This is a genomic window from Nocardioides szechwanensis (genome assembly GCF_900103935.1).
GTDB classification, from domain to species: Bacteria; Actinomycetota; Actinomycetes; order Propionibacteriales; family Nocardioidaceae; genus Nocardioides; species Nocardioides szechwanensis.
Genome location: NZ_FNIC01000002.1, coordinates 340,766 through 366,658, shown reverse-complemented (window position 1 = coordinate 366,658; position 25,893 = coordinate 340,766). Strand labels below are relative to the sequence as shown.

General features: G+C 71.0%; 28 protein-coding genes. 16 read left to right on the top strand and 12 right to left on the bottom strand.

Annotated features, from left to right (window positions below; all coding sequences use genetic code 11):
* Positions 1-4: 4 nt before the first annotated feature.
* The 4 genes from BLR90_RS06995 to BLR90_RS06980 are packed head-to-tail and all read left to right on the top strand — an operon-like array spanning position 5 to position 4,021.
* Positions 5-1,468, top strand: coding sequence for a flavin-containing monooxygenase (locus BLR90_RS06995; protein ID WP_091023901.1), 1,464 nt, complete (start codon positions 5-7; stop codon positions 1,466-1,468).
* The gene (locus BLR90_RS06990) at positions 1,465-2,301 is read left to right on the top strand and encodes an SDR family NAD(P)-dependent oxidoreductase (protein WP_091023899.1); all 837 of its coding nucleotides are present in this window, start codon (positions 1,465-1,467) and stop codon (positions 2,299-2,301) included. Before BLR90_RS06995 ends, BLR90_RS06990 begins: the two co-directional genes overlap by 4 nt.
* Positions 2,302-2,335: 34 nt before the next feature.
* Positions 2,336-2,866 carry a ribonuclease FAU-1 family protein gene (locus tag BLR90_RS06985; protein WP_143016136.1) on the top strand — a complete coding sequence of 177 codons (531 nt, stop codon included), beginning with the start codon at positions 2,336-2,338 and terminating at the stop codon, positions 2,864-2,866.
* A gap of 24 nt (positions 2,867-2,890) precedes the next feature.
* Complete coding sequence (locus BLR90_RS06980) at positions 2,891-4,021, top strand: glutamate--cysteine ligase (RefSeq protein WP_218029481.1); 1,131 nt, start codon at positions 2,891-2,893, stop codon at positions 4,019-4,021.
* Here BLR90_RS06980 and BLR90_RS06975 read toward each other — a convergent pair.
* The 4 genes from BLR90_RS06975 to BLR90_RS06960 all read right to left on the bottom strand — a co-directional run bounded on the left by BLR90_RS06975 (position 4,018) and on the right by BLR90_RS06960 (position 7,329).
* A complete protein-coding gene (locus tag BLR90_RS06975) occupies positions 4,018-5,127 on the bottom strand; it encodes a DNA polymerase IV (protein WP_091023893.1) in 1,110 nt (369 codons plus the stop codon). The genes BLR90_RS06980 and BLR90_RS06975 overlap by 4 nt on opposite strands.
* A complete protein-coding gene (locus BLR90_RS06970; protein ID WP_091023891.1) occupies positions 5,124-6,224 on the bottom strand; it encodes an FUSC family protein in 1,101 nt (366 codons plus the stop codon). The genes BLR90_RS06975 and BLR90_RS06970 overlap by 4 nt, the downstream gene beginning before the upstream one ends.
* Before the next feature lie 20 nt (positions 6,225-6,244).
* A complete protein-coding gene (locus BLR90_RS06965) occupies positions 6,245-6,577 on the bottom strand; it encodes a hypothetical protein (RefSeq protein WP_091023889.1) in 333 nt (110 codons plus the stop codon).
* Positions 6,578-6,678: 101 nt separating this feature from the next.
* Positions 6,679-7,329: an HNH endonuclease family protein gene (locus BLR90_RS06960; protein ID WP_091023887.1), complete on the bottom strand. Its 651-nt coding sequence runs from the start codon at positions 7,327-7,329 to the stop codon at positions 6,679-6,681.
* Positions 7,330-7,408: 79 nt separating this feature from the next.
* Here BLR90_RS06960 and BLR90_RS06955 point away from each other — a divergent pair, with 79 nt between their 5' ends.
* On the top strand, positions 7,409-8,812 hold the full coding sequence (locus BLR90_RS06955) for a WS/DGAT/MGAT family O-acyltransferase (RefSeq protein ID WP_091023885.1): 1,404 nt from the start codon (positions 7,409-7,411) through the stop codon (positions 8,810-8,812).
* On the opposite strand, the gene BLR90_RS06950 is transcribed toward BLR90_RS06955, so the two are convergent.
* On the bottom strand, positions 8,780-9,640 hold the full coding sequence (locus BLR90_RS06950) for an EamA family transporter (RefSeq protein WP_170254404.1): 861 nt from the start codon (positions 9,638-9,640) through the stop codon (positions 8,780-8,782). The two genes, BLR90_RS06955 and BLR90_RS06950, sit on opposite strands and share 33 nt — an antisense overlap.
* Positions 9,641-9,722: 82 nt before the next feature.
* Between BLR90_RS06950 and BLR90_RS06945 the strand changes: the two genes are divergently transcribed.
* Genes BLR90_RS06945 through BLR90_RS06935 form a run of 4 tightly spaced genes read left to right on the top strand, consistent with a single transcriptional unit; the run spans position 9,723 to position 11,985 of the window.
* Complete coding sequence (locus tag BLR90_RS06945) at positions 9,723-10,631, top strand: LysR family transcriptional regulator (protein ID WP_091023883.1); 909 nt, start codon at positions 9,723-9,725, stop codon at positions 10,629-10,631.
* A gap of 5 nt (positions 10,632-10,636) precedes the next feature.
* Positions 10,637-10,912: a sigma factor gene (locus BLR90_RS21420; protein WP_245715196.1), complete on the top strand. Its 276-nt coding sequence runs from the start codon at positions 10,637-10,639 to the stop codon at positions 10,910-10,912.
* 39 nt (positions 10,913-10,951) lie between these two features.
* Entirely contained in the window at positions 10,952-11,143 is a 192-nt protein-coding gene (locus BLR90_RS21415; RefSeq protein ID WP_245715195.1) for a sigma factor-like helix-turn-helix DNA-binding protein, read from the top strand.
* Complete coding sequence (locus tag BLR90_RS06935) at positions 11,140-11,985, top strand: hypothetical protein (RefSeq protein WP_091023881.1); 846 nt, start codon at positions 11,140-11,142, stop codon at positions 11,983-11,985. Before BLR90_RS21415 ends, BLR90_RS06935 begins: the two co-directional genes overlap by 4 nt.
* Here BLR90_RS06935 and BLR90_RS06930 read toward each other — a convergent pair.
* On the bottom strand, positions 11,982-13,166 hold the full coding sequence (locus tag BLR90_RS06930) for a site-specific DNA-methyltransferase (RefSeq protein WP_091023880.1): 1,185 nt from the start codon (positions 13,164-13,166) through the stop codon (positions 11,982-11,984). The genes BLR90_RS06935 and BLR90_RS06930 overlap by 4 nt on opposite strands.
* A gap of 38 nt (positions 13,167-13,204) precedes the next feature.
* Between BLR90_RS06930 and BLR90_RS06925 the strand changes: the two genes are divergently transcribed.
* From BLR90_RS06925 to BLR90_RS06915, 3 genes are read left to right on the top strand one after another with little or no spacing between them, the layout of a single operon-like run.
* Positions 13,205-14,131: a matrixin family metalloprotease gene (locus tag BLR90_RS06925; RefSeq protein ID WP_091023878.1), complete on the top strand. Its 927-nt coding sequence runs from the start codon at positions 13,205-13,207 to the stop codon at positions 14,129-14,131.
* Positions 14,132-14,188: 57 nt separating this feature from the next.
* A complete protein-coding gene (locus tag BLR90_RS06920; protein WP_091023876.1) occupies positions 14,189-15,754 on the top strand; it encodes an alpha/beta hydrolase in 1,566 nt (521 codons plus the stop codon).
* 18 nt (positions 15,755-15,772) lie between these two features.
* Positions 15,773-17,008 carry a phosphodiester glycosidase family protein gene (locus BLR90_RS06915; RefSeq protein WP_143016134.1) on the top strand — a complete coding sequence of 412 codons (1,236 nt, stop codon included), beginning with the start codon at positions 15,773-15,775 and terminating at the stop codon, positions 17,006-17,008.
* Here BLR90_RS06915 and BLR90_RS06910 read toward each other — a convergent pair.
* The gene (locus BLR90_RS06910) at positions 16,986-17,459 is read right to left on the bottom strand and encodes a hypothetical protein (RefSeq protein WP_091023872.1); all 474 of its coding nucleotides are present in this window, start codon (positions 17,457-17,459) and stop codon (positions 16,986-16,988) included. The two genes, BLR90_RS06915 and BLR90_RS06910, sit on opposite strands and share 23 nt — an antisense overlap.
* A 59-nt stretch (positions 17,460-17,518) precedes the next feature.
* Complete coding sequence (gene glgC / locus BLR90_RS06905) at positions 17,519-18,766, bottom strand: glucose-1-phosphate adenylyltransferase (RefSeq protein ID WP_091023870.1); 1,248 nt, start codon at positions 18,764-18,766, stop codon at positions 17,519-17,521.
* A 44-nt stretch (positions 18,767-18,810) separates the two neighbouring features.
* Here glgC and glgA point away from each other — a divergent pair, with 44 nt between their 5' ends.
* Positions 18,811-19,998 carry a glycogen synthase gene (gene glgA, locus BLR90_RS06900; protein WP_091023868.1) on the top strand — a complete coding sequence of 396 codons (1,188 nt, stop codon included), beginning with the start codon at positions 18,811-18,813 and terminating at the stop codon, positions 19,996-19,998.
* Here glgA and BLR90_RS06895 read toward each other — a convergent pair.
* On the bottom strand, positions 19,980-20,432 hold the full coding sequence (locus BLR90_RS06895; RefSeq protein ID WP_091023867.1) for a hypothetical protein: 453 nt from the start codon (positions 20,430-20,432) through the stop codon (positions 19,980-19,982). The two genes, glgA and BLR90_RS06895, sit on opposite strands and share 19 nt — an antisense overlap.
* Positions 20,433-20,501: 69 nt before the next feature.
* Here BLR90_RS06895 and BLR90_RS06890 point away from each other — a divergent pair, with 69 nt between their 5' ends.
* Positions 20,502-21,185, top strand: coding sequence for a hypothetical protein (locus tag BLR90_RS06890; protein WP_091023865.1), 684 nt, complete (start codon positions 20,502-20,504; stop codon positions 21,183-21,185).
* On the opposite strand, the gene BLR90_RS06885 is transcribed toward BLR90_RS06890, so the two are convergent.
* Positions 21,170-21,922 carry a hypothetical protein gene (locus BLR90_RS06885; RefSeq protein ID WP_091023863.1) on the bottom strand — a complete coding sequence of 251 codons (753 nt, stop codon included), beginning with the start codon at positions 21,920-21,922 and terminating at the stop codon, positions 21,170-21,172. The genes BLR90_RS06890 and BLR90_RS06885 overlap by 16 nt on opposite strands.
* A 33-nt stretch (positions 21,923-21,955) precedes the next feature.
* The gene (locus tag BLR90_RS06880) at positions 21,956-23,167 is read right to left on the bottom strand and encodes a lipase family protein (RefSeq protein ID WP_091023861.1); all 1,212 of its coding nucleotides are present in this window, start codon (positions 23,165-23,167) and stop codon (positions 21,956-21,958) included.
* Between the two features lie 66 nt (positions 23,168-23,233).
* Between BLR90_RS06880 and BLR90_RS06875 the strand changes: the two genes are divergently transcribed.
* The gene (locus BLR90_RS06875; RefSeq protein WP_091023859.1) at positions 23,234-23,812 is read left to right on the top strand and encodes a hypothetical protein; all 579 of its coding nucleotides are present in this window, start codon (positions 23,234-23,236) and stop codon (positions 23,810-23,812) included.
* Here the strand turns inward: BLR90_RS06875 and BLR90_RS06870 are convergent.
* A complete protein-coding gene (locus tag BLR90_RS06870; RefSeq protein ID WP_091023857.1) occupies positions 23,809-25,134 on the bottom strand; it encodes an HNH endonuclease in 1,326 nt (441 codons plus the stop codon). The two genes, BLR90_RS06875 and BLR90_RS06870, sit on opposite strands and share 4 nt — an antisense overlap.
* Positions 25,135-25,284: 150 nt before the next feature.
* On the opposite strand from BLR90_RS06870, the gene BLR90_RS06865 reads away from it, so the two are divergent.
* Complete coding sequence (locus BLR90_RS06865) at positions 25,285-25,809, top strand: hypothetical protein (protein ID WP_091023855.1); 525 nt, start codon at positions 25,285-25,287, stop codon at positions 25,807-25,809.
* Positions 25,810-25,893: the final 84 nt, after the last annotated feature.

Sequence of the window (25,893 nt, the reverse complement as noted above, 5' to 3'; positions counted from 1 at the left end):
CCCCATGAACACCAAGAGCGTGGACCACCTGATCGTCGGCGCCGGCTTCGCCGGCCTGTGCGCGGCGATCAAGCTCCAGGAGGACGGCGAGACCGACTTCGTGGTGATCGAGAAGGGCGTCGACGTCGGGGGCACCTGGCGCGACAACACCTATCCCGGTGCGACCTGCGACGTCCCGAGCCAGCTCTACTCCTACTCGTTCGCCGCCTACGACTGGTCGAACTCCTACTCCCCCCAGCCCGAGATCCAGGACTACATCAAGCGGGTCGCCGCCGAGTCCGGCACGCTCGACCGCTTCGTCTTCGACACCCCCGTCGACGACGCCACCTGGGACGCCGGAACCGAGCGGTGGACCGTGACGACGCCCAACGGCGTCTGGTCCGCGCGCTTCCTGATCGTCGCCGCCGGCGGCCTCTCGGCACCCAAGCTGCCGGAGATCGAGGGCCTGGAGACCTTCCAGGGCGACCTCTTCCACTCCGCGCAGTGGGACCACGACGTCGACCTGTCCGGCAAGCGGGTGGCGATCATCGGCACCGGGGCGTCGGCCATCCAGATCATCCCCGAGCTCCAGAAGACCCTGGAGGCCACGGGCGGCCACCTCGACGTCTACCAGCGGACCGCCCCCTGGATCATCCCCCGCAACGACCGGCCCTACAGCCGGCTCGAGCGGCTGGCGCTTCGCCGACTCCCGGGCCTGCAGAAGCTCTACCGCACCGGGCTCTACTGGGCGCACGAGGCCTACGTGCCGGCGTTCACGATCGAGCCCAAGATCGCCGCCCCGGCCCGCAAGGTCGCGCTCAAGAACATCGAGAAGGGGATCAAGGACCCGGCCCTGCGCGAGAAGGTGACGCCGCACTTCGCGTTCGGGTGCAAGCGGGTGCTGCGCTCCAACACCTACTACCCCGCCCTCGACGCCGACAACACCGAGCTGGTCACCGACCGGATCGTCAAGGTCACCGGCAACGCGGTCGTCACCGACGACGGCGTCGAACGGGAGGTCGACGTCCTGGTCGTGGCGACCGGCTTCTACACGACCGAGCTGCCGTTCACCGAGCACATCACCGGTCGCACCGGGCAGACGCTGGCCGACCGCTGGCGTGAGACCGGCATGGCCGCCTACAAGGGCACGACGGTCCCGGAGTTCCCCAACCTGTTCATGCTCGTCGGCCCCAACACCGGCCAGGGCCACACCAGCATGATCTTCATCATCGAGTCGCAGGTGGCCTACCTGCGCGACGCGATCCGGACCATGCGCCGCGACGGCCTCACCGCGCTGGAGCCGTCCCAGGCCGACACCGACCGCTGGAACCGCAGCCTGCAGAAGCGCATGGAGCGCACGGTGTGGACCACCGGCGGCTGCCAGAGCTGGTACCTCGACGAGCACGGGCGCAACACCACACTGTGGCCACGCTCCACGGTGGACTTCCGGCGCCGGTTGTCGTCCTTCGACGTGGAGGCCTACTCATGAGGACGCTGGACGGCAAGGTCGTCGTGATCACCGGGGCCGGCTCCGGCATCGGGCGCGCGCTCGCGCTCGACCTGGCCCGACGAGGCTCGCTGCTCGCGATCTCCGACGTCGACGAGGCCGGCCTGGCCGAGACCGTCGAGCAGGTCAAGGCCGCGGGCGTCAGCGAGGTCCGCAGCGACCGCCTCGACGTGGCCGACCGCGCCGCGTTCACGGCGTACGCCGCCGCGGTGGCCGAGCACTTCGGCCGGGTCAACGTGATCATCAACAACGCCGGCGTCGCGCTGGCCGGCGACCTCGAGGAGCTCACCTACGACGACCTGGACTGGATCGTCGGCATCAACTTCTGGGGCGTCGTCCACGGGACCAAGGAGTTCCTCCCGCACCTGATCGCGTCCGGCGACGGACACGTGGTCAACCTGTCGTCGCTCTTCGGGCTGATCTCGATGCCCGGCCAGAGCGCCTACAACGCCACGAAGTACGCCGTGCGCGGGATGACCGAGGCGCTGCGCGAGGAGATGCTCGTCGCCGGCCACGCGGTCGGTGTCACCGCAGTGCACCCCGGCGGCATCAAGACCGCGATCGCCCGCAACGCCCGGGTCTCGGCGAGCGAGGACAAGGTGGCCACGGCCGAACTCTTCGACAAGAAGCTCGCGCGGATGACGCCGGAGAAGGCCGCGGAGATCATCGTCAAGGGCATCCTCGCCAACAAGGCGCGGGTCCTCGTCGGCATTGACGCCCACGCTCTGCACCACTTCGCCAAGCTCACCGGTTCGCGCTACCAGGACGTCGTGGCCCGCGCGGCGAAGAAGGTCCAGCCCGCGAAGGTGGTGTGACCCACTCACCGACGAGCCTGCTAGAACGGTGCGCGTGACCCCTGCGCCCGGCGACGTCGTACGCGTCGTGATGACCAAGTGGGGGCGGCGACCGCACTGGGAGTTCGACGGCGTGCTGCTCGGGTCCGACCACCACGGTGACTGGATCGGGCTGTCGACCGGCAGCACGATGTCGCGGCCCGGCGCCGACTACGTCGCCCCGGTCGACCAGGTCATCCTGGTGCCAGCCCCGGGCGCCAACGCCGAGCGGGGCTGGGTCGCCACCTTCCACGCCGCGCACGGACCGGTGCACACCTACGTCGACATGACCACGCCGCCGTACTGGGACCGGTTCGAGGTTCACGCGGTCGACCTGGACCTCGACGTCATCCGGGGTACGGCGGGGCGGGTGTGGGTCGACGACGAGGACGAGTTCGCGCAGCACCGCGTGGAGCTCGGCTACCCCGACGAGATCGTCGAGCTCGCGGTCGCCACCGCCGAGCGCGTGCACCGCGCGGTGCTCGACGAGGCCGCGCCGTTCGACGGCAGCGCCGGCACCTGGCTCAACCTGCTGGCGCACCGCTGAGGAGCGATGTGCTTCGCTTGCCGCGTGCGCATCGACTTCCGCGGCTCGCCGGAGCCGACCCTGGGTGTGGAGTGGGAGTTCGCCCTGGTCGACCGCCGGACGCGCGACCTGCGCAACGACGCCTCGCACCTGTTCGCACGAGCGCGGCCGCGGCTGCGTGACCCGAGCCGGCTCCACCAGGAGATGCTGCGCAACACCGTCGAGGTGGTCACCGACGTGTGCCGCACGGTGCCCGAGGCGATGGCCAGCCTGCGCGAGACGCTCGCGGCCGTCGTACCAGCCGCCGACGAGCTCGGGCTCGACCTCTTCGGGGCCGGCACCCACCCGTTCGCGTCGTGGACCGCGCAGGAGCTGACCGAGGGGCACCGCTACGCGGAGCTGATCAACCGCACCCAGTGGTGGGGGCGGCAGATGCTGATCTGGGGCGTGCACGTGCACGTCGGGATGCCCAACCGCGACCGCGTGATGCCCGTGCTGTCGGCGCTGCTCAACTACTACCCGCACCTGCAGGCCCTCTCGGCGTCCTCGCCGATCTGGGCCGGCGTCGACACCGGCTACGCCTCCAATCGGGCCCTGATGTTCCAGCAGCTGCCGACCGCCGGGCTGCCGTTCCAGTTCGCCACCTGGGCGGAGTTCGAGAGCTTCGCCAGCGACCAGCTCACCACCGGCGTCATCGATGACCTGTCGGAGATCCGCTGGGACCTGCGCCCCGCGTGCCACCTGGGCACGCTCGAGAACCGCGTCTGTGACGGCATCTCCACTGTCGAGGACCTGGCCGGCCTGACCGCGCTGATGCACTGCCTGGTGGTGGACCTCGACACCCGGCTCGCGGCCGGCGAGACCCTGCCCAGCCTGCCGCCGTGGCACGTGCAGGAGAACAAGTGGCGGGCCGCCCGCTACGGCCTCGACGCGATCGTGATCGTCGACGCCGCCTCCGACGAGCGGCTGGTCACCGACGACCTCGCCGACCTGCTGGTCCGGCTGGAGCCGGTCGCCGAGCGGCTCGGCTGCTCCGCCGAGCTGGCCTCGGTGAGCGACATCCCGGCCCGCGGTGCGTCGTACCAACGGCAGCGGGCGGTTGCCGAGCGCACCGGCGGCGACCTGGTCGCGGTCGTCGACTCGGTGGTCCTCGAGCTCCGCGCCGGCCTCGGCTAGTAGCCGCCTTCGGGCGCCGTCATCTCGAGGCGGACGCCGAGCAGACGGACCGGTCGGTCGTGGTCGACCCGGCCGAGCAGCTCGACCGCGGCCGCGGCCAGCACCTCGGGGTCGTTGGTCGGCGCCGGGAGGGTGAGGCTGCGAGTCACGGTGAAGAACGGCCGGAACCGCACCTTGATGCCGACCCGGGCCGCCGGCCGGCCCTCCGCGTCGATGTCGGCGACGACCTTCCGGGTGAGACGACGGGCAGCGTCCTCGACCTCGGTCCAGACCTCGAGGTCGGTCTGGAAGGTCTCCTCGCGGCCGTGCGCCCGCGGCACGTAGGGCGTCGGGTCGACCGGGCTGGAGTCGACGCCCCGGCCCAGCCGGTGGAACCACGGCCCCATCGTGGGTCCGAGCTCCGCAGCCAGCACGCGTACGTCGGACCCGGCGAGGTCGCGCACGGTATGGAGGTCGAGCGCGGCGAGCTTCTTCGACGTCTGGGAGCCGATCCCCCACAGCGCCCGGGTCGGCCGGTCGCCCATCAGGGCGTTCCAGGTGTCGTCGGTGATCGTGTAGACCCCGCGCGGCTTGCCGAAGTCGGTCGCGATCTTGGCCTGGAGCTTGTTGTTGCCGATGCCCACCGAGCAGTGGAGCCTCGTCGCCTCGAGCACCTCGGCGCGGATCTGCTCGGCGAACGCGACCGGGTCGTCGGCCCGCCCCTCGACCCGCCCCTCGACCTGTCCCTCGGCCTGTCCCTCGGCCGGCTCGCGCGCGGCGATGAACGCCTCGTCCCAGCCCAGCACCTCGACGTCGACCGGGACGCCGTCCCACTCCAGCGAGCGCAGGGTGTCCATGACGACCACCGAGGCCGCGTCGTAGGCCGGCCCGTCAACCGGCAGGAACACCGCGTCGGGGCACTTCTTCTTGGCGAGCCGGAGCGGCATGCCCGAGCCGACGCCGAACTCGCGCGCCTCGTAGGACGCCGTCGACACCACGCCGCGCTCCGTCGGGTCTCCGCGACCGCCCACCACCACCGGGAGGCCGGCCAGCTCGGGGCGCCGGAGCACCTCGACCGCCGCGATGAACTGGTCGAGGTCGACGTGGAGCACCCACCGACTGGTCATCGTGGTGGTGGCGGCAGCGCGTCGGAGGACTCCATCTGGTCCATGCCGGTGAGCAGCAGCAGGTCGACCACGATCGAGCGGAGCTGGGCCAGGATCACCTCGGCGGCGAGGACCTCCGAGCGCTCGACCTGTCCGGTGGCCTGGCCCACGGCCAGGATCGCCGGCCGCGCCGCCTCAGCCATCCGGTCGGCCGCGAGCTCCTGGGCCACGAGCTCCGCGGCAGCGGCGAGCTCGGCGGCGAGCTGTGAGTAGGAGTGCGGGACCGCGCGCCGGTAGTAGGCGGTGACGGCGGTCTGCCGCACCAGCACGCGGGTGCTGCGCAGCGCCCGGTCGAGCGGGTCGACCAGGTCGCTCATCCGCCGCAGGTTGCCCTTGTGGCGCACCCGGAACGGCGACGACGCCACCACCGACATCCCCTCGTCGGCGGCCGACTGGAGCTCGCGGATCAGGTGGTCGGTGGCCCGGGCGTGGGCGAGCAGCTCGAGACCCCGGTCGGCCTCGCCGTCGACCATCACCTCGCCCGCGGCACGCAACAGCTCGGCGACCTTCTCCATCACCTTCGCCGCCTGCTCCCGCGGACGCCGCAGCGGTGCGGCCGGCGCGACCGTGGCCGCGACCAGCGCCACGCCGCCGCCGATCAGGGCGTCGGTCCAGCGGGTCAGCGCCGCTCCGGGGTCGGGCAGGAGGGTGCTCACCACGATGGACTGCACCGCCGCCTGGGTGACGAACAGCTGCCCGCCGTCGAGCAGGAACGCGATCGTCATGGCCAGCCCGACGATCAGCACCAGCTGCCACGCGCCCGAGCCGAGCTGGATCACCAGCAGGTCGGCGACGAACACCCCGATCGCGACGCCGAGGGTGACCTCGGCGACTCGCCGCAGGCGTTGCCCGTAGGACGTACCGAGGCTGACCACCGCCGCGATCGGCGCGAAGAAGGGCGTGTCGTGGCCGAACAGGTCGGCCGCGACGAACCACGCCACGCCCGCCGCCAGCGCACACTGCGCGATCTGCCAGCGCTTGGAGCTCAGGCGGGCGAGACGCTCGCCCATCGAGGACCGCCCGCGGGTCCACATGCGGTCGAGCGGGCGCGCCTCCATGGGCGCATCGTCTCACCCGGTCACTGCGACCTCGCGTAGTCGATGGAGCGCTGGAGGTCGCGGAGGTCGCGGTACCAGACGCGGACCTCGGTGCGGCAGCGCACGCGGTCGACGTAGCGGTCGTACTCACCGCACTCGGCATAGGCCTCGGAGTCGGTGGGCGGGAAGATCGAGGTGCCGTCGTAGTAGTAGATGCCGAAGCCGTTGGCCTTGTCGCCCTCGACCCCGATGATCGTCTTGGGGGGCGGTTCGTAGGCACGGTCGGGGGCGCCATCGGAGGCGAGGGCCGGCGCGCAGAGCACGCCGGCGACGAGAGCGGTGAGAGCGGACAGGGCTGAGAGAAGAGTTTTCATGGCCCGGACGCTAGGAGCGGCGAGGGACAGGCAGCAGCCTCGTGAAGGCCCGCTGTGGAGACGGTGGCCGGTAACCCGACCTGTGGACGTTATCTGGCCGACTATCGAGCCAGAGTGACGGTGATCGTGGAGTTCGTGCACCCGGACGCGAGCGACGAGAGCGCCGACTTCTCGCCGCTGTTGACGCTCAGCCGCCAGCGGTGCTTCACCGCGACCCACTCGCGCAGGTAGCGGCACTTGCTGTAGGTCGGCAGCCACTCGGCAGGGTCCTGGTCACCCTTGGCCTGGTTGACGTTGTCGGTGACCCCGACCAGCGACCGGGAGTCGCCGAGGTCGTTGGCGTAGGCCTGACGGGTGGCGGTCGACCACGAGCGGGCCCCGGAGTCCCAGGCCTCGGCCAGCGGCACCATGTGGTCGATGTCGACGTCGCTGGGGTTCGTCCACGAGACCTGGTCGTAGTAGGAGTACCAACGTCCGCCGGACAGCGAGCAGCCGCTGCCGACCGTGACCGGGTCGTCGGCCTCGCTGATCAGGACCTCGTTGCGGGTGCTGCAGCCGTCGCCGTCGGCGTCGACCCAGTGCGGGAAGAGGCTGCGGGCGTAGCCGGTGCGCACCTCGGCGGCGACCGGCAGGTCGGCGATCGCGGTCGTCAGCGGTGCGGAGTAGTCCTCGGCGAACGCCGCCGACGGGACCGCCACCAGTCCGACGGCCAGGAACGGTGCGATCAGGAGCTGAGCGGTACGACGCAGCATGGTTCTCCCCGAGAGATATGGCCGAGCGATATGGCCGAGTGACGTGGCCGTTGGAACGACTATCGCCTAGGTTCGCCCAATGGTCACTCCCATCGATCCCACGTCCGCCGGATTTCTGCTGGCCGAGAACCGCAGCATGCCGATGCACGTGGGTGGCCTCCAGCTGTTCAAGAAGCCGGAGGGGGCGGGCCGCAACTACGTGCGCGACATGTTCGAGCAGATGCGGCAGGAGGACGAGATCGCGCCGCTCTTCCTCAAGCGGCCCTACCGGTCGGTGCGCACCGCTGGCCAGTACGTGTGGAAGCCCGACGAGCAGTTCGACATCGAGCACCACGTCCGGCACAGCGCGCTGCCCAAGCCCGGCCGGGTGCGCGAGCTGCTCGAGCTCTGCTCCCGCCTGCACGGCACCCGGCTCGCCCGCGAGCGGCCGCTGTGGGAGGCGCACATCATCGAGGGGCTGCGCGACGGCCGGGTCGCGATGTACACCAAGACGCACCACGCCCTGGTCGACGGCGTCTCCGCGATGCGGCTGCTGGCCAGCGTGCTCTCGACCGATCCCGACAAGCGCAACATGCCCGCACCGTGGGGCGTCCGCCCGACGGCCCGGTCCAGCCGCGAGCTGGAGCGCGCCGAGACCAGCCTGGCCGACGTACCCGTCCAGGCGCTGCGTACGGCGCTGGGCATCACCGCCGAGGCGGCCGGCATGCCCGGCGCGCTGGTGAAGACGCTCAGCAAGGGGCTACGCAACGAGACGTCGGCGCTGTCGCTCTACGCACCGCGCACGATCTTCAATCAGTCGATCACGGGGTCGCGCCGCTTCGCCGCCCAGGACTGGCCGGTGGAGCGGCTGCGCGAGATCGGCAAGGCGACCGGCACCACCATCAACGACGTGGTGATGGCGATGTGCAGCGGCGCCGTACGCACCTACCTGACCGAGCTCGATGCCCTGCCCGAGGCGCCGCTGGTGGCGATGGTGCCGGTCGGCCTCAACGCCAAGCAGTCGCAGGTCGCCTCCGCCGAGGGCGGCAACGCCGTGGGTGCGGTGATGGTCCAGCTCGCGACCGACCTCGCCGACCCGGCCCGGCGTCTCGCGACCATCCACCGGTCCATGAAGGACGGCAAGGAGGCGCTCTCGTCGATGACGCCGATGCAGATCCTGGCGATGAGCGCGATCGGCCAGGCGCCGGCGATCCTGACCCCGCTGCTGCGGATGCAGGGCATCGTCCGGCCGCCGTACAACCTGATCATCAGCAACGTGCCCGGCCCGCGCACCACGCACTACTGGAACGGCGCCCAGCTGCTCGGCACCTATCCGCTGTCGATCCCCATCAACGGGATGGCCCTCAACATCACCTGCACGTCGTACGACGGCAACATGGCGTTCGGCCTCACGGGCTGCCGGCGCACGGTCCCCCACCTGCAGCGCCTGCTCACCCACCTCGACGACGAGCTAGGCCACCTGGAGAAGGCTGCCGGGCTCTAGCTCCCTGGCACCGGTGCGCTCGGCACCGATGCCCGCCGCGACCACGAACAGCACGCCCGCGACCGCGAGCCAGCCGGGCGCCTGGCTCAGGAAGATGAACCCGATCACCAGGGCGAACGCCGGCTCCAGGCTCATCAGCGTGCCGAAGGCCGAGGTGGTGAGCCGGCGCAGCGCCAACAGCTCCAGCGTGAACGGCACCACCGGCAACAGGATCGCCAGCCCGACGCCGATCAGCAGCAGCTCGGGGGTGAGGTGACCGAACGTCGACGGCCCCGCGACCGCGGTCGCGACCAGGCCGGCGACCGGCATCGAGACCGCGAGCCCCTTGATGCCGAGGACCTCGTCACCCACGCGCTGCGTGAGCAGGATGTACGCCGCCCAGCAGCACGCCGCACCCAGGGCGAACGCCACCCCCACGGGGTCGGCGGCGCCGCTCCACGGCTGGGTCAGCAGCAGCACGCCGACCGCCGCGAGCGCCGGCCACAGCTTGCGGCCGCCCTGCCCGCGCGCGATGGCGACGCCGAGCGGCCCCAGGAACTCCAGCGCGCTGGCCGTGCCGAGCGGCAGGCGGTCGAGCGCGGCCATGAACAGCATCGTCACGCTCGCGGTGACCACGCCGAGCTGCACACAGGTCCAGAACGAGCGACGCGAGAAGTCCGAGCGGCGCGGCCGCACGACGACCAGCAGGATCACGCCCGCCCAGGCCAGTCGGAGGAAGGCGGCTCCCTCGGCCCCGAGGTCGTCGATCAGGCCTACCGACACGGCCAGCCCGAGCTGCACGCAGAGCATGGAGACGACGGCCATCGAGGCCCCGGTGCGTGCGGTCATGGGTCCAGTAGACCGCTGAGAATCGTTCACGTCCACGTGAGGATCATGGACATACCGTTCATGATTCGTGGACACTGACTGGATGGACGTCCGCCGCCTCCGGCTGCTGCTCGAGCTCTCCCGCCTCGGCTCGATGCGTCAGGTCGCCGAGGAGCTCGGCTACACCACGTCCACGGTGTCCCAGCAGCTCGCGGCCCTCGCCCGCGAGGCCGGCACCCCCCTGGTCGAGCCCGACGGCCGCAGGGTCCGCCTCACCCCCGCAGGCCGGCGGCTGGCCGACCACGCGGTCACCATCCTGGCGGCCGTCGAGGCCGCCCGCCTCGACCTCGGCCCCGACGCCGAGCCGGCCGGGACCGTCCGCGTCGCCGGCTTCGCGACCGCCGTACGACGCTCCCTGCTGCCCGTCGTCGACGCGCTGAGCGCCTCACACCCCCGCGTGCGCGTGCACGTCCACGAGTACGAGCCGCTCGAGGCCTTCGACCTGCTCGCCGCCGACGATGTCGACCTCGCGCTGACCTACGACTACAACCTGGCGCCCGCGGGGCTGCGCAGCGACCTCGACGCCATCCACCTCTGGGACGTCGAGTGGGGGCTGGGTGTGCCCTCCGACGGCCGGGCACCGGGCGGCGACGCGGCCGCGGTGTTCGCCGCGTTCTCCGACCACCCCTGGATCGTCAACTCCCGCAACACCGCCGACGAGGACGCCGTGCGCACCCTGGCCTCGATGGCCGGCTTCACGCCGCGCATCGAGCACCAGATCGACAGCCTCGACCTGGTCGAGGACCTGATCCTGGCCGGCCTCGGCGTCGGCCTCCTCCCCCGCACCCGTCGCTGTCAGCGCGGCGTCCGGGTGCTGCCCCTGCGCGACCCCGGCGTCGTCCTGCGCGCGTACGCCGTCACCCGCCGCGGGCGCGAGGACTGGCCGCCGCTGCGGCTGGTGGTGGAGCGGCTCCGGACGGGTGCAACCTCCGAGGGCACAGATCCCGTGTGAAGGGCATGGCACCGGACTCGGAGACCGACTTCCGCGACTGGGCGGCGGCGAGCCGCTCCCGCCTGCGCCGGACGGCGTACCTGCTGTCCGGTGACTGGCACCTCGCCGACGACCTCGTCCAGGATGCCCTCACGCGGGCCTACGCGGTCTGGCCGCGGGTCGCGCGCGGTGGCCAGCCCGACGCTTACGTCCGCAAGATCCTGCTCAACCTCTACCTCGACCATCGGCGCCGGCCAGCACGGCGCGAGGACTCCCGGGCCGAGCTGCCGGACGCGTCGTAGGTCGGGTGGTCCGAGGAGCAGCTGGGCGAGCGGGAACGCGTGCTCGCGGCCCTGCGCGAAGTCGCTCCCGGCCAACGGGCGGTCCTGGTGCTGCGGTTCTGGGAGGACCTCTCGGTCGAGCAGACCGCCCACGCACTCGGCGTGGGCACCGGCAACGTCAAGAGCCAGACCAGCCGCGGCCTCGAGGTGCTGCGCGGCGTGCTGGCGGCCCATCAGGAGGAGACATCATGAACGACGTCCGCACGCTCTTCGAGGGCCTGGTCGCCGACCCGCCACCCGACCCACTGGACCTCGACCAGGTTGTCGCCCGCGGCACCCACCGCCGTCGCGTACGTCGGGCCGTCACCGCAGGTGCCGGGCTGGCCGCGGCGCTCGTGGTCGGCTCCGGGATCGCGGTTGTGGCGATGCCCGACGACACCAAGACCGCCCCGGCGGTCGTGCCGACCGGCCTCCCTGACCAGGTCGAGGTTGTCTGCACTCCCGAAGGCGTGACCCTCAGCGCCACCACGATTACAGCTCAGGACAACGGTGTGGTGCTGGTCGTCTCGAGCACGATGCCGCCCGGCACGTCACTCAGCTACTTCTCGGACGGCGGCTTCTCGGGCGAAGCCCTCGGAGGCGGCCAGCGACTGCCCGCTGAGCCACAGACCTGGACCCTCCCGCTGGCGCCGGGCATGATCACCCTGGCCTGCGACCCGCCGGGGATCGCCGACCCCGACGAAGAGGTGACGATGACGGTCACCGACCCCGAGGGCTACTGGCGGGGCGAAACGATCACAGACCCCCCATGCTCACCGGGCCTAGGGCCCTCGTGGGTCATCGGCATCAGCAGAGGCACCACCCCCGACGAGGCCGTCGAGGGTGTCCTGGACGGGTTCCGTGAGCTGAACGACGACCTGCCAGTGGACGAGGCTTCCGCCTTCCTCGCGCGGCGGGCCTCGCCTATCGGCTACGTCGGATCCGGCACCGAGACCCGGGTGATGTTCAAGGACAACAGGCCCTTCGCGACCATCGTGGTGACGGGCTCGGGATCTGAGTTCGTCGCCAGGCCCGATGCCATGTGCGGCCGCTAGTCCGTCAGGTCCACGAACCCACCACCGACGACCTCGGCCACGGCAAGCAGCCGGGCGCGGGTGATGTCGGCGACGGCGGCGTAGCCGGCGAGCTGGGCGTTGGAGCCAACCCGGGTGGGCTCGGTGGAGTTCACCGAGAGGCAGGTGCGGGTGCCGCCGTCGGCGACGTTGGCCAGCGCGACCGCGTGCCCCGTCGTACCGCTGCCGGCGAAGAAGTCGAGCACCCGCGCGTCCGCCGGCATGGTTCCGAGGATCCGCCGGATCAGCCCGGTCGGCTTCGGCGACTCGAAGACGTGGCCGAGGATCTCCTTCAGCTCGGCGACCGCGGTGTCGGTGGAGCCGACCTCCTCCGACATCCAGATGGTGCGCAGCTTCTTGCGCCGCCCGCCCGGGGTGTCGCGGTGGAGCCAGTCCTTCTGGAATACGTCGACCCGCTCGCCGCGCACGCCCTTGACGGTCCGACAGACGAGGTCGTCGGGCCGCTCGTCGATCCGCGGCCGGCTCCAGCGCCACACCGCCGGCGTACCGTCCCCGAAGACCGGCAGCACCTCGACCGCGCCGTCGAACGGCGCCGTGCGCACCGCGCCCGTGGCCGGGTCGCCCCAGACCGGGAAGTGCAGCGTGCGCGCGGTCGCGGGGTTGAACTTCTTGTTGGTGTTGCGCAGCGGCAGGTGCCGGAAGCGGCGACCGTCGTCGTCGGTCAGCGGGAAGTCGTGCTCGCTCACGGTCTCCGACGTGCTCGCGTCGAGCACACACATCGAGGCGTCACGTGCGTAGGCGAGCAGGTACTCATGGCTGGTCGCGAAGCCCTTGCCGAGCTGGCGGCCCTTGGGGTTGAGGTTGACCACGATCTGCGCCAGCAGGTTGCCGGCGCCGTACACCTCGTCCATCAACAGCCGGAGGTACGCCGCCTCGTTGTCGTCGATGCTCACGAAGATCGCGCCCGTCGGCGCGAGCACCGAACGGGCCGCCTCGAGGCGAGGGCGCATCATCGCGACCCACGCCTGGTGGCGGTCGTTGTCGTCGTCGCCGCGGATGTCGTCGTGGTAGGCGAACCCGTTGCCGGTGTTGTAGGGCGGGTCGATGTAGACCAGGTCGACGCTCGCCGGCTCGAGGGTGCGCAGCACGTCGAGGTTGTCGCCCGCGACGAAGGCGTTCCAGGGCGGCGCTGCGACGGTCACGGCCGCACCGTAACCGCTCGTGGGTCATGATTTCGGGCGTGGGCGGGTTCAGGCGGTCGCGGCGTCGCGCCGAGGAGCAGTGGCAGCGCGAGCTGCTGCGCGAGATCCGGGCCCTCGAGACCACCGACGACAGCGTCGACGTCGGCCTGGACGGTGGGACGGTGACGCCGATCCGCGGCCCGCTTCCCAAGCCGCCCCGCAGCCGCCCGCCGCGACGTGAGCGCGTAGGCCGCGTGAGCACTGACCGCCGACGGACCTTCGCGACCGTCGGGGTCACGGCGTGCGTCGTGGTCGCGCTCGCGCTCTTCAACCTCAGCCCCGGGGCCGCCCAGGTGCGGCAGTGGCTAGGCATCGGCGCCGACCGTCTCGGCGCCGCGGTGGACGGCGACGGCCGCGGCGACTACGCGTTCCTCGCCACCCGCCGCGGCACCGACCAGCCGATCGGCTGGAGCCCCTGCGACCCGATCGAGTACGTCGTCAACCCCGACGGCGCGCCCGACGACTGGGAGGACCTGGTCGACGAGGCGGTCACGACCATCAGCGAGGCCACCGGGCTCCTCTTCGACTACGGCGGCGAGACCGACGACCGCGACTTCGAGGGCCGATTCGGAATCGGCGGCCGGCCCGAGCCCGTGCTGGTCGGCTGGGCGGACGAGGACGAGGTGAGCGGCCTGGCCGGGGACGTGGCCGGGCTCGCCGGACCGATGAGCCGCGGCAACGGGCTCATCGAGACATACGTCACCGGCCGGGTCGTCCTGGACCAGGACGCCTTCGAGGACCTCGAGCCCGCCATCGGCACCGAGCGCAAGCAGCGCGCGATCATCGTGCACGAGCTCGGCCATCTCGTCGGCCTGGACCACGTCGACGACCCCGATGAGCTGATGTACGCCGAGACCGGGGTGACCGAGCTCGGGCCCGGAGACCGCAGCGGCCTGGCGATCCTCGGCGACACCCCCTGCGCGTGACGTCGTGACCGCGGTCACATTCCGTGACCTCCGCCACTCGTGGGAGTTGAGCAGGGCATGACGCCTCGCTCGCTCCTGGCCCTGCCGCTCGGCTCCGCCCTGCTCGCCGCAAGTCTTGCCGCCGTACCGACGAGCGCGGCGCCCGCGGTGGCCCCCGCCGCAGCGGCCAAGGTGACGGTGACCGACGGCTGCCTCAAGAGCGCCCCCGAGACGAAGGGCGGCACGCCGGTCAAGATCTGCTACTCGATCTTCCGGCCGGCGGGCGCGACCGCCGCCAAGCGCGTCCCGATGGTCATGCACAGCCACGGCTGGGGCGGTTCACGCACGACCGACGCCGCTGAGTTCACCGAGCTCACGAGCGCCGGCTACGGCGTCCTCTCGTTCGACCAGCGCGGGTGGGGCGAGTCCGGCGGCAAGGCGCACGTCGAGAACCCTGCCTACGAGGGCCGCGACGTCCGCGCCCTGGTCGCCCTGATCAGCCGCCTGACCTGGGTGCAGCAGGACGCCAAGGGCGACCCGCGCCTGGGCGCGATCGGCGGCAGCTACGGCGGCGGCTACCAGTTCGTCGGTGCCTTCGAGGAGCTGCGGGTCAAGGGCAAGCCGGTCTTCGACGCGCTCGCGCCCGAGATCACCTGGCACGACCTCTCCCAGAGCCTGGCGCCCGAGGGCGTCGTCCGCACGGAGTGGGCGCTGGCGCTGAGCGCCGCGTCGGTGCCGGCGCAGGCCCTCCCCAACAACATCTACAAGGCGCTGGTCGAGGGGAGCGCCACCGGCCAGTGGCCCGACGGCTCGACCCCCGGCAGCGAGAACCTCGTGAAGTTCTTCGAGAAGAACGGCCCCAAGTGGCACGTCGACCACGGCCGCAAGCTCGACATCCCGGTCCTCTTCGGCCAGGGCACCACCGACTCGCTGTTCCCGCTCCAGCAGGGCCTGGCCAACTGGCAGAAGGCGATCACCAAGCGCGCCCGCAAGCAGAGCATGTTCATCGGCTACAACGGCGGCCACGTGCTGCCCTCGGTGCTCCCCCAGGGCGTCAACGTCACCTCCGACCCGTGCAGCAAGCGGCTCGCCGGCGGCGACTTCCGTGACCTCACCGTGAAGTTCTTCGACGCCAACCTCAAGCGCGAGCCGATCGAGATGCGGGGCCTGGGCAAGATCCACCTCGCCACGCCCACGAGCACCTGCACGACGGTCTCCTCGGTCGCACCGAACACGACGTACGCCGTCGGCACGGTCGCCACGACCGCCGGACCGGCCGGCGCTCCGGTGCCCTACCCGGTCGTCGAGGGCCCGATCCGGATCGCCGGGTCGCCGTACCTCACCGGCAGCGTGACCGCGCTCGGCACCGACAACCGTGCGTTCTACGGCCTGGCCATCGGCACGACGCCGCTGGACGCCCACCTGATCCAGAACAACGTGCTCCCGATCCGCGAGGTCGACCCGGTCACCGGAGTCGTCCGCCGGATCGTGCTGCCCTCGGTCGCGGTCAACGTGCCCGCCGGCCAGACGCTCTACCTGATCGCCTCGCCCGTCAGCGACACGTTCGCCACCATGGGCTCACGCACCCCGGGCGCGGTGGTCATCGACGACACGGTGGTCTCACTACCAGTTGTGGGCCGCTGAGTCTTTACCCTGGGAGCAGTGCGCTCCCTACTTCCCCGGATCGCAGCCGCGGTGCTCGGCTGCGCTCTCCTCTCTGCGCCGCCTGCTTCGGCCGGCGGCGAGAAGAGTGACCCCCGACCCGAGCCCCACTACGTCCCCCAAACCTCGGACAGGCAGACCTCGGACGGCGTCCAGGGCGAGATCGCGACCCCGATGCCGCGCTACCTGCGCGGGGTCACCACGACCACGGTCCGCGCCAAGTGGGAGGTGGCGCCCGGCGTCACCTACACCCGCTGGAGCCAGCACGACGCCCGCGGGCCGATCCGCGCCCACCTGCTCACCGTCGACCTGAGCACGCCCGGTCTCGCGCTCGACTACGCCTCGCCCGGGCTGGTACGCCGTACCGACCAGGTCTCCGACATCCTCGCCCGCCACCGGGCGATCGCCGGCGTCAACGGCGACTTCTTCGACATCGGCGACACCGGCGCCCCGCTCGGCCTCGGGCAGGACCGGCAGATGGGCTTCCTGCACGCTCCCCGCGGCGGCTGGAACTCCGCGTTCTTCCTCGACGCCAAGGGCCGCCCCGACATCGGCTACCTGCCGCTCAAGATGAGCGTCCTGCACCGGCCCAACCTCGCGATCACCAACGTCAACTCCCCCGAGATCCGACCCGGTGGCATCGGCATCTACACCAAGAAGTGGGGCCCCACCTCGGGCTACCGGGTGACCGGCGGGCAGCAGCAGAAGGTGCGGATGGTCCGCGTGGTCAACCAGCGCGTGGTCGAGATCAAGAACAAGCTCACCGTCAACAAGCACATCAACGGCTTCCTGATGATCGGCCGCGGCGAGGGCGCCAAACGGCTCGCCGGCCTGCGCAAGGGCTCCAAGGTGCTGCTGCGCGGTCGCCTGCAGGGTGGCCCGACGATGGCGATCACGGGCAACAAGTTCCTGATCCTCGACGGGGTCGTCCAGGTCATCAACGACCGCGAGATGCACCCGCGTACGGCGATCGGGATCGACCGCGACACCGGCGAGGTGCTCATGCTGCTGATCGACGGGCGGCAGAGCTTCAGCCGTGGCTACACGATGGTCGAGCTCGCCGAGCTGATGCAGGACCTGGGTGCCGACGAGGCGCTCAACCTCGACGGGGGCGGGTCCAGCACGATGGTGGCGCGTGGACCCAGCGGCGGCATGGGCGTGGTCAACAGCCCCTCCGACGGGGTCGAGCGGATGGTGGCCAACGCCATCGAGGTCACGTACCAGGCACCTCGATGACCGCCACGCTGGTGACCGGTGCGAAGCACTCCTTCAGCGGGTCCGCGACCTTGTCCGCCTGCACGGTGTAGCTCTCCTCGGTCTCGACCACGGTCACCCCGGGAGGTACGTCGCAGCCGATGGCCACCACGGCGGCCGACACGACGTAGCCGTCGCGCGGCTCGTGGTCCTGCACCTCCGCGGTGACCTCGTCGCGGAAGCCGCCGTTCTCGAACTGCTCGACGAAGGCCGTCAGCTCCTCCGGCCCGGGCAGCGGGGTCAGCGTCGGCGAGACGGTGCCGCCGGCCGCGGTCTCCGAGACGATCGCCAGCACCGTGTAGTCGAGCGCCGTGGGCTCCGGGCTGGACCGGCTCTCCGGGTCGGAGGCGGTGTCGTCACCGCAGGCACCGAGGAGCGGGGAGCCGAGGAGCAGTGCGGGCAGGATCAGCAGCGTTCCGAGAGGTGTGCGCATGGTGATGGGACGGTACCCAACGGCGTCGGGTTCCCCTCCCAGGACTCAGCTGGGGGAAGTCAGCCGGGGAACTGCTGGTCCTTGCCGAGCACGGTGAGCCCGTCCTCGACCAGGAACCCGCGTGCGCGGTCGGCGGCGAGGTCGACGCCGATCTGGGCGCCGGCCGGGACGACGACGTTCTTGTCGAGGATCGCGTGGCGGACCACGGCCCCGGCGCCGACCTGGACGCCGTTCATCAGCACCGATCCCTCGACCACCGCACCGGCCGCGACCCCGACGCCGGGCGACAGCACCGAGCGGGTCACGCTGCCGCCGCTGACGACGGTGCCGGGCGAGAGCAGGGCCTCGTCGACGTGGGCGGGCGCGCCGTTGGCGCCCTGCACGACCTTGGCCGGCGGCTGCGGTCCGTAGGAGGTGTAGATGGGCCACTCGAAGTTGTAGAGGTTGAAGACCGGCAGCGGCGACACGACGTCCATGTGGGCGTCGTAGTAGGACTTGAGCGTCCCCACGTCGCGCCAGTAGCCGCGGTCGCGGTCGGTCGCGCCGGGCACGACGTTGTCCTTGTAGTCGTAGACGCCGGCGAGCTCACGCCGTACGAACGACGGCACGATGTCGCCGCCCATGTCGTGCTTGGAGCCCTGCGTGGTGGCGTCGCGGGTGACCGCCTCGATCAGCGCGTCGGCGTCGAAGACGTAGTTGCCCATCGAGGCCAGCACCTCACCGGGGCTGTCGGGCAGGCCGGTCGGGTCCTTGGGCTTCTCGAGGAACTCGCGGATCCGCGACGGGTCGTCGGGGTGGACGTCGATGACGCCGAACTGGTCGGCGAGCCCGATCGGCTGCCGGATCGCGGCGACCGTGCAGGCCGCGTCGCTGGCGACGTGCTGAGCCACCATGTGCGAGAAGTCCATCCGGTAGACGTGGTCGGCGCCGACCACGATCACGATGTCGGGCTTCTCGTCCTTGAGCAGGTTGAGCGACTGGTAGATCGCGTCGCCGCTCCCGAGGTACCAGTTCTTGCCGACGCGCTGCTGCGCCGGCACGGGGGTGACGTAGTTGCCGAGCATGGTCGACATGCGCCAGGTCTGGGTGACGTGGCGGTCGAGGCTGTGGGACTTGTACTGCGTCAGCACCACAATCTTCAGGTAGCCGCTGTTGACCACGTTGGACAGCGCGAAGTCGATCAGCCGGTAGATACCGGCGAACGGCACCGCGGGCTTGGCGCGGTCGGCCGTCAACGGCATCAGCCGTTTGCCCTCGCCACCCGCGAGCACGATGGTCAGAACCTTCTTGCGCTCCGCGGCACTCATGCCTTCACCGTAGCCCGGATTCGATCAGCGGTAACGTGCCCGGCGTGAGGGTCGACGTGTTGAGCAAGGAGTACCCGCCCGAGATCTACGGCGGGGCCGGAGTGCACGTCACCGAGCTGGTGCGCGCGCTGCGTTCCCGGCCCGACGTCGACGCCCGGGTGCACGCGTTCGGTGCGCCGCGCTCCGAGCCGGGGACGTCGTCGTACGCCGACCTGGCCGAGCTCGCCTCGGCCAACCCGACGCTGCGCACGCTGGGGGTCGACCTCGCGATCGCGGACGCCTGCGCCGGCACCGACCTGGTGCACTCGCACACCTGGTACGCCAACATGGCCGGCCACCTCGCCGGCCTGCTGCACGGCGTCCCCCACGTGGTCTCGGCGCACTCGCTGGAGCCGTTGCGGCCGTGGAAGGCCGAGCAGCTCGGGGGTGGGTACGCCGTGTCGTCGTGGGTGGAGCGCACCGCCTACGAGGCCGCGGCGGCCGTGATCGCGGTGTCGGCCGCGATGCGCGACGACGTGCTGACGTCGTACCCCGCCATCGACCCGGCCCGCGTGCATGTGGTCCACAACGGCATCGACACCGAGGACTGGGCGCCCCACCACAACCCCGAGGTGGTCCGCGCGCTCGGCGTCGACCCCGACCGTCCGTCAGTGGTCTTCGTCGGCCGGATCACCCGGCAGAAGGGGCTGCCGCTGTTCCTGCGCGCGGTCGCGCAGCTGCCTCCCGAGGTGCAGATCGTGCTGTGCGCGGGCGCGCCGGACACGCCCGAGATCGAGGCCGAGGTGGAGGCGCTGGTGGCCGACCTCGCCGCGACCCGCACCGGCGTCGTGTGGATCCGGGAGATGCTGCCGCGCCCCACCGTGTGCGCACTGCTCACCGCGGCGACGGCGTTCGCCTGCCCCTCGATCTACGAGCCGCTCGGCATCGTCAACCTCGAGGCGATGGCCTGCGAGACCGCGGTCGTCGCCACCGCGACCGGCGGCATCCCCGAGGTCGTCGTCGACGGCGAGACCGGCCGGCTGGTGCCGATCGAGCAGGCCATCGACGGCACCGGCACTCCCCTGGACCCCGAGGGCTACGTCGCGGACTTCGCCGCCGCGCTGCTGGAGGTCGTCGCCGACCCCGTCCGTGCCGCCGAGATGGGCGCCGCCGGGCGCCGCCGCGCGGTGGAGGCGTTCGCGTGGCCGGCGATCGCCGAACGGACCGTGGGGATCTACCGGTCCGTGTTGTGAGCGCGGCGCCGGTCGTCGAGCTCGAAGACGTCGGCGTCGGGGCGGTGCTGGAGCACCCGCTCGTTGACCCGGTTGTTGCTCACCGTGATCTCGCGGACGCCGTCGAGCAGCACCCGACCGGTGAGCCGATGGCCGCCGGTGAGGCCGTTGCGCAACGCCAGCGCCAGGGACGCCTCCGTGCGCGGCGCCAGGAACTCACGCGCGAGGAAGCGCAGCCAGCCCGCGGTGGTCGTGGCCGCCTCGGCGTCGGGCAGCGCGTCGAGCACCAGCTCGCAGCCGTCGGGCGTGGGCGACCACGGCGAGCGTGAGCTCGGCTGCCCGGGCCACACCCGTCGTACGTCGCTGTCCTGGAACGACGCGACGAACGCGACCTCGACCACGTTCAGCGGTGGCTCGACGAGGACGCGTTGCGGCGTGCGTGACGGTGTGCGCAAGTGACACTGCTCCAGACAGCAAACGAAGGTTCCCCCGAACCTTCGCGCTCAGGCTACTAGATTCACGCCGTGACCAAGCTGATGTTCGCCCTCTGGGGCCCCGACCTCACCGCGTCCCTGCACTCCGCTGACCTGCGCGAGGCGCTGAAGGCAGCCGGTGCGGAGCGGCTCCAGGTCAACGTGGACGACGCGCACGTCGCGCCGGCGATGCGGATCCCGACCGGCGACGAGCCGATCGGCGCGATCGTCAGCGTCTGGACCTCGGGCCCCGCCGACGTCGTCGTCGCCGCCCTGACGGCGGTCGCCGAACGCGTCGCGGGCTGGGAGGTCGAGGAGCGGCGCCCGATCGACCCGCCCGAGACCTGGGACGGCTCCCGCAGCGAGGGACTGGCCAACGTGGCCGTGCTGCGCCGGCCCGACGAGCTCTCCCAGGAGGAGTGGCTGCACCGCTGGCTGGTCGACCACACGCCGATCGCGATCGCGACGCAGGCCACGTTCGGCTACCTCCAGAACGTCGTGGTCGCGCCGGTCACGCCCGATGCCCCCCCGATCATGGCGCAGGTGCACGCGTTGGTGGAGGAGCTGTTCCCGATCGAGGGGATGAGCGACATGCACGCGTTCTACGGCAGCGGTGGGGACGACGCCGTACTCAACGAACGACTGACGACGCTGATGGCCAGCGTCGCCCGGATCGGTGCCGACCGCGACCTCGACCTGGTGCCGACCAGCCGCTACCTCTACTCGCTGACGTAGCGGTGGACGATGGTCCCGTCGAGCGTGGCCTGGAGGTAGCCGCTCTCGCTGAACTCGTTGGACGCGTAGGCCGAGAACCAGCCGCCGTTGTCGAACGGGGGTCCGGGCTTGCGGATGATGACGTACCAGCTGGTGGGGTCTTCCACTAGCCTCTTCGCCTTCTGCACCAGCCTGATCATCACCTGCGGGTCGATCTGGGTGAGGTCGAAGCGCTCGTAGCTCGAACGCCCCTTGCCGGGATCGGCGAGCTCGCCGTTGTAGAAGTAGCTGAACGCGCGCTGGCCGGTCGCCTGCGCGGGAACCGAGAGTGAGGCGTACTCGGGGTAGATGTTCGCCTCGAAGACCTCCGTCGAGCCGGTCTCCTCGCGGATCGCGTCGCGCAGCTCGTTGAAGCCGCTGACGGTGTGCAGCTTCGGCGGCGGCGGGGGCTGGTCGATGTCGGGGAACTCGATGGAGGGCTCGTCGAACTCGAACTCGAACGCATCGTCGGAGTCGCTGGCCGCGTTGATGATGCCGACGATCACGCCGATGACGACCAGCAGGATGACGACGAACGGGATGAGCACGCACCCCGCCTTGGAGCTGGGCTTGGTCCCGAACAGCCGCGCCACCTCAGGTGACGACGTCTGGGGCGGTCCGTAGATGTTGGGCGGTGGGGGCGTCTCCGGTGGCGTGTACGTCGACCAGGCGGGGTCGTTGCGCTCGGGGCCGTCGTTGCTCCCGTTGTCCGGTTCCACGGGGAGCACGCTAGTGGTGTCAGCGGGTCCGCGTCAGTACCGGAAGAGTCCCTTCACGAACGGCACGGAGTCGACCAGCGACGCCTGCATGGTCGTGTTGTGGTCGGTCGGGTAGGTCCGGAAGGTCACGTCCGCCCCGCCGGCCCGCAGCAGACCGACGTACGCCGCGGTGGTCTCCATCGGCACGTCGGTGTCGACGAGGCCGTTGGCCAGGAAGATCGGCTTCTCGAAGCTGGTCTCGGGCATCCCGAGGTAGGCGCGCGCGGTCTCGACGTACCCGGGCAGCGACGCGAGCGGGCGGTTGAAGAAGTCACCCATCGCGTGGCCCTTCACGGCCTCCTCGAGCTCGATGATGCAGGCCGTCTCGGCGAGGTCGACGAACTGCTTGCCCTCGGGCGTGAGCGCGCTGTCGATGTCGAGCTCGGGGTGCACCTCGCGCATGCCGACGAGGATGTAGAGCAGGTACGCCGTCAGCGCCTGGCTCGCGTCGACGGGCAGGACACCCGGGCCGGGCAGGGAGACCAGCACCTCGATGAACGCCGGCGTCCCCGTGCCCACGCCGCCGCGGAAGTCCAGTCCCTTGCCCCCGAACTCGGTCGCGTAGCTCGCAGTCGCGATCGCCCCGCCGCCTCCCTGCGACTGCCCGATGACGACCCACTTGTTGCTCAGCCGCTGGCTCTCCGGCAGGTGCGACTGCGAGAACCGGCGCGCGGCCTTCACCATGTCGACGACGTTGTGGGCGGTGGAGCGGTTGTGCAGGTAGGCGTGCACGCCCGTGGTGCCCAGACCCGCGTAGTCGCTCGCGACGATCGCGTAGCCCTGGCGCATCCACGTGCCCAGGTAGGCCCAGTCGCGCGCAGGCATCGCCGGACCGACCGACGACGGTGCGCAGCCGTCACCGATCCCGGACGTCCCGTGCGCCCACGAGATCACCGGCCAACCGCCCTTCGGCGCCCGGCCCTTCGGCACGAACACCGTCCCGGTGCTCGGCGTACGGCGCCCGAAGGCGTCCGTCGTGACGTACTTCAGCTTGAACGCCCGGCTCGTCGTCTTCGGGATCCACAGCGAGCGCTTGAGCGTCTCCGAGGACAGCACCGTGCCGACCGGCTTGGCGGACGACTTGGAGGACGACTGGGCGGAGGCCTTCGCCGCCTGCTCCGGTGTCTCGGCCTGGACGGACGCGGGTGCGAGACCGGCGGTCACAAGAGCGGCGGCGGCGAGCACGGCGGCGAGGCGGATGCGCATGCGTTGTTCAACGCCAGCGACGTCCGGAGGTCACTGTGGAGCTCGCCACTCGCTAACGTTTGCCGCGTGGATCCACTCGACGTCGAGGCCCGGCACGACGAGATCGAATTCGCCATGCGCGCCGACAAGGCGGAGGCCCATGAGGCTTTAGGCCGCTCGATCCCGCAGGGCGAGTACGGGCGGGTCACCTTCCTCTCCACCGCCGCCGAGCACTGGATGATGCGAGGCGAGAACGACCGCGCGCGTGCCTTACTGGAAGAGATCCAGGACGAGCCCTCGGAGGGCGAGGTCGCCACTCGCGCGACCCAGCTACAGCTGGCGTTCGCCACTGGTGACGAGGTCTGGGCGACCGCACTGCTGAAGCAGCTGCTGGCCGACTTCCGGGCTGACCTCGTCACCGTCTCCACGTGCCACTTCGTCGGCGACCTGCTTCGGGAGAACAACGAGGTCCGCCAGGCGCATCGGTGGCTCACCCTGCCTCTCGCGTACGTCGACCCCGACGACGACCTCGATGCCGTCGAGGAGATGTGTGTCGAGAGCCGCGCGCAGGTGCGACGTCAGCTCGGGTTTCCCCACGATCGTTTCGACGCGGTCGCCGACGAGCTCGCGGCCATCCGCCGCAACTCCCGGGGCGCGACGAGCTAGCTGGCGAGGTCGAGCTGCGGCATCGGGCGGTAGATCTCGCAGGTCAGGACCCGGGTGTTCGGGCGCACGGGCAGGGGTGGTGCCTGGGACTGGTGGGTGTGTCCGGTGGGGGTGGTGATCTGCACGGTGTGGCGCTGGGGCCACTGGCTCTGGGTGTGATGTCGCCACCCGGGGGCTTCCTTGGCGTAGTTGCAGGCCTCGCACAGCCCTTGGCCGCCATCGAGGGTGCTACGGCCGCCCCGGTGGCGGGGTGTGACGTGGTCGCCGTGGCGGGCGGGGGCGTCACACCACGGCGTACGGCAGGTCTCGCCGTCGCGGGCGAACAGCAGGCGTCGCAACGCGCGGGGGAAGAGAATGCCTTTGGAGTCCATCGCGACCAGTGAGTTGTCGTCGGGGTGGGCGTACAGGCGCCGGATCAACACCTTGCCGTCGGCGTCGGCGAGGAGCTTCCTGGCGATCCCGGCGGGGATCGGGCCGTGGCCCACGAGGTGGGCGGGGGTGGTGTCGTCGTCGAGGAGCATGTCGGCGTTCATCACGAGCTGGACCTCGACCCCGCGGGTGCCGGCGAGGGCCGGGCGGCAGAGCCGGGCGACGAGCTCGTCGGCGATGATCTGGTCGCGGGTGCGGTCGTCGCCGATCGCGCGCCGCAGGTCGGCGTACTCCCGGAGGCAGTCCATCGCGACCACGGCGTCCTCGGCGAGCACCTCGGCGCTGATCCGGGCCATCGAGTCCGGCAGGCCACGTGCGGTGACCCGACGCCGGGTCCGGGCCCGTGCAGCGCGGTGCTCGGCGGCGGCGGTGTCGAGCTGGTAGGCCAGCCGGCGGGCGGACACCATGACCTCACGGTTGCCCATCCCGGCCAGGCGGGGTCCGAGGGTCGCGTCGAGGAGACCTCGGTCGGCGCGGCACAGGTCGGGGGACTCGCGGGCCAGGATCTGCGCTCGGTACTCGTTGATCTCGCCCCGGCCGAGCGCGGCCAGGGTCTCGGGCAGGTCGTGGACCAGCGCCAACGCGAGGGCGGTGTGCTGGCGTCCTTCGTGGGGTGACTCGTGGCGGGCCAGGGCGACCTCGTGGGCCACCGCCCGACCCCGACGCTGCGCCGGCACCCCGGCCCGGGCCTCACGGACGAGGCGACGGGAGTGAAGATCGGCGGTCAACCGTGCCTTGGCCGCGGCCGCGGCGCAGGTGAGGCGCTCCATCGCCTCGAGCTGGTCGACCAGCTCCTGCTCGTCGAGGCCTGCGCCGTCGATGTCACCGACGAGCTCGACCCAGAACGCGGCCGGGTCGGGCCGCATCTTCTGAGTCGTGGCGATCTCGAACATGTCTTCGATTATACCGCGCACCACTACCTGGTCAATGGGTCGCGGCGATTTCCACAGGTGGATTCTTCCGGCTTCCGGTCCGGGCCGGGGAGGGGTACTTTCTCCTCATCGCCTCGGTCTGGGCGTGCAGCATCTCGGGAAGGACCAGCGTTGATCCAGGTTCGGTTCGCCGCACTACTCGCGGCCCTCACCCTCGTCCTCGTCGGCTGCTCCGACGACGACCCCGAACCCAACGTCGACCCCACCCCAAGCACGAGGCCTAGCGACACCGCGGAACCGACTCCGACCACTTCAGCGCCGCCCGCGTCCTTGACTCCCGTTCAAGCCGTTCGCGCTTGGGTGCAGGAGCGGAACCGGGCACTGACCTCCGGCGACACAACTGCTCTACGTGGGCTGACTGCAGACAAGTGCGGTTCCTGTGAGCCCTACATCGATCTGATCGAGGATGTCTATGCGGCCGGCGGGAGCTACGAGACCACGGGTTGGACCGTCGACAACGCCAAGGAATTGGAGGACCTGGAGGTCACGGCGGCCATAACCATGGGCGCGGGCGTCATGATCGCCGCATCAGGAACCGCCCCTGACAAGTATGAAGAAGACAAGGCCATCTTCCGGTTCAAGGTGAAGCCCTTTGAGGGTGGGCTTGTCGTTTCGTACATCGGATTAATCCGATGATCCCGCGACTCCTCGCGATGGCGGTTCTGACTTCTTGCGTGCAGCTAGCAGGTCTTGCTCCTGCTGCAGCCGGATGCAACCGGG

Excerpts from the sequence above, each read along its gene's own strand:
- BLR90_RS06880 (WP_091023861.1), bottom strand. The coding sequence starts at position 23,167 with ATGCGCATCCGCCTCGCCGCCGTGCTCGCCGCCGCCGCTCTTGTGACC.
- BLR90_RS06870 (WP_091023857.1), bottom strand. The coding sequence starts at position 25,134 with ATGTTCGAGATCGCCACGACTCAGAAGATGCGGCCCGACCCGGCCGCG.
- BLR90_RS06945 (WP_091023883.1), top strand. The coding sequence starts at position 9,723 with ATGGACGTCCGCCGCCTCCGGCTGCTGCTCGAGCTCTCCCGCCTCGGC.
- BLR90_RS06995 (WP_091023901.1), top strand. The coding sequence starts at position 5 with ATGAACACCAAGAGCGTGGACCACCTGATCGTCGGCGCCGGCTTCGCC.
- BLR90_RS06910 (WP_091023872.1), bottom strand. The coding sequence starts at position 17,459 with ATGCGCACACCTCTCGGAACGCTGCTGATCCTGCCCGCACTGCTCCTC.
- BLR90_RS06950 (WP_170254404.1), bottom strand. The coding sequence starts at position 9,640 with ATGACCGCACGCACCGGGGCCTCGATGGCCGTCGTCTCCATGCTCTGC.
- BLR90_RS06935 (WP_091023881.1), top strand. The coding sequence starts at position 11,140 with ATGAACGACGTCCGCACGCTCTTCGAGGGCCTGGTCGCCGACCCGCCA.
- BLR90_RS06920 (WP_091023876.1), top strand. The coding sequence starts at position 14,189 with ATGACGCCTCGCTCGCTCCTGGCCCTGCCGCTCGGCTCCGCCCTGCTC.
- glgC (WP_091023870.1), bottom strand. The coding sequence starts at position 18,766 with ATGAGTGCCGCGGAGCGCAAGAAGGTTCTGACCATCGTGCTCGCGGGT.
- BLR90_RS06970 (WP_091023891.1), bottom strand. The coding sequence starts at position 6,224 with ATGGAGGCGCGCCCGCTCGACCGCATGTGGACCCGCGGGCGGTCCTCG.
- BLR90_RS06990 (WP_091023899.1), top strand. The coding sequence starts at position 1,465 with ATGAGGACGCTGGACGGCAAGGTCGTCGTGATCACCGGGGCCGGCTCC.
- BLR90_RS06955 (WP_091023885.1), top strand. The coding sequence starts at position 7,409 with ATGGTCACTCCCATCGATCCCACGTCCGCCGGATTTCTGCTGGCCGAG.
- BLR90_RS06975 (WP_091023893.1), bottom strand. The coding sequence starts at position 5,127 with ATGACCAGTCGGTGGGTGCTCCACGTCGACCTCGACCAGTTCATCGCG.
- BLR90_RS06960 (WP_091023887.1), bottom strand. The coding sequence starts at position 7,329 with ATGCTGCGTCGTACCGCTCAGCTCCTGATCGCACCGTTCCTGGCCGTC.
- BLR90_RS06965 (WP_091023889.1), bottom strand. The coding sequence starts at position 6,577 with ATGAAAACTCTTCTCTCAGCCCTGTCCGCTCTCACCGCTCTCGTCGCC.
- BLR90_RS21420 (WP_245715196.1), top strand. The coding sequence starts at position 10,637 with ATGGCACCGGACTCGGAGACCGACTTCCGCGACTGGGCGGCGGCGAGC.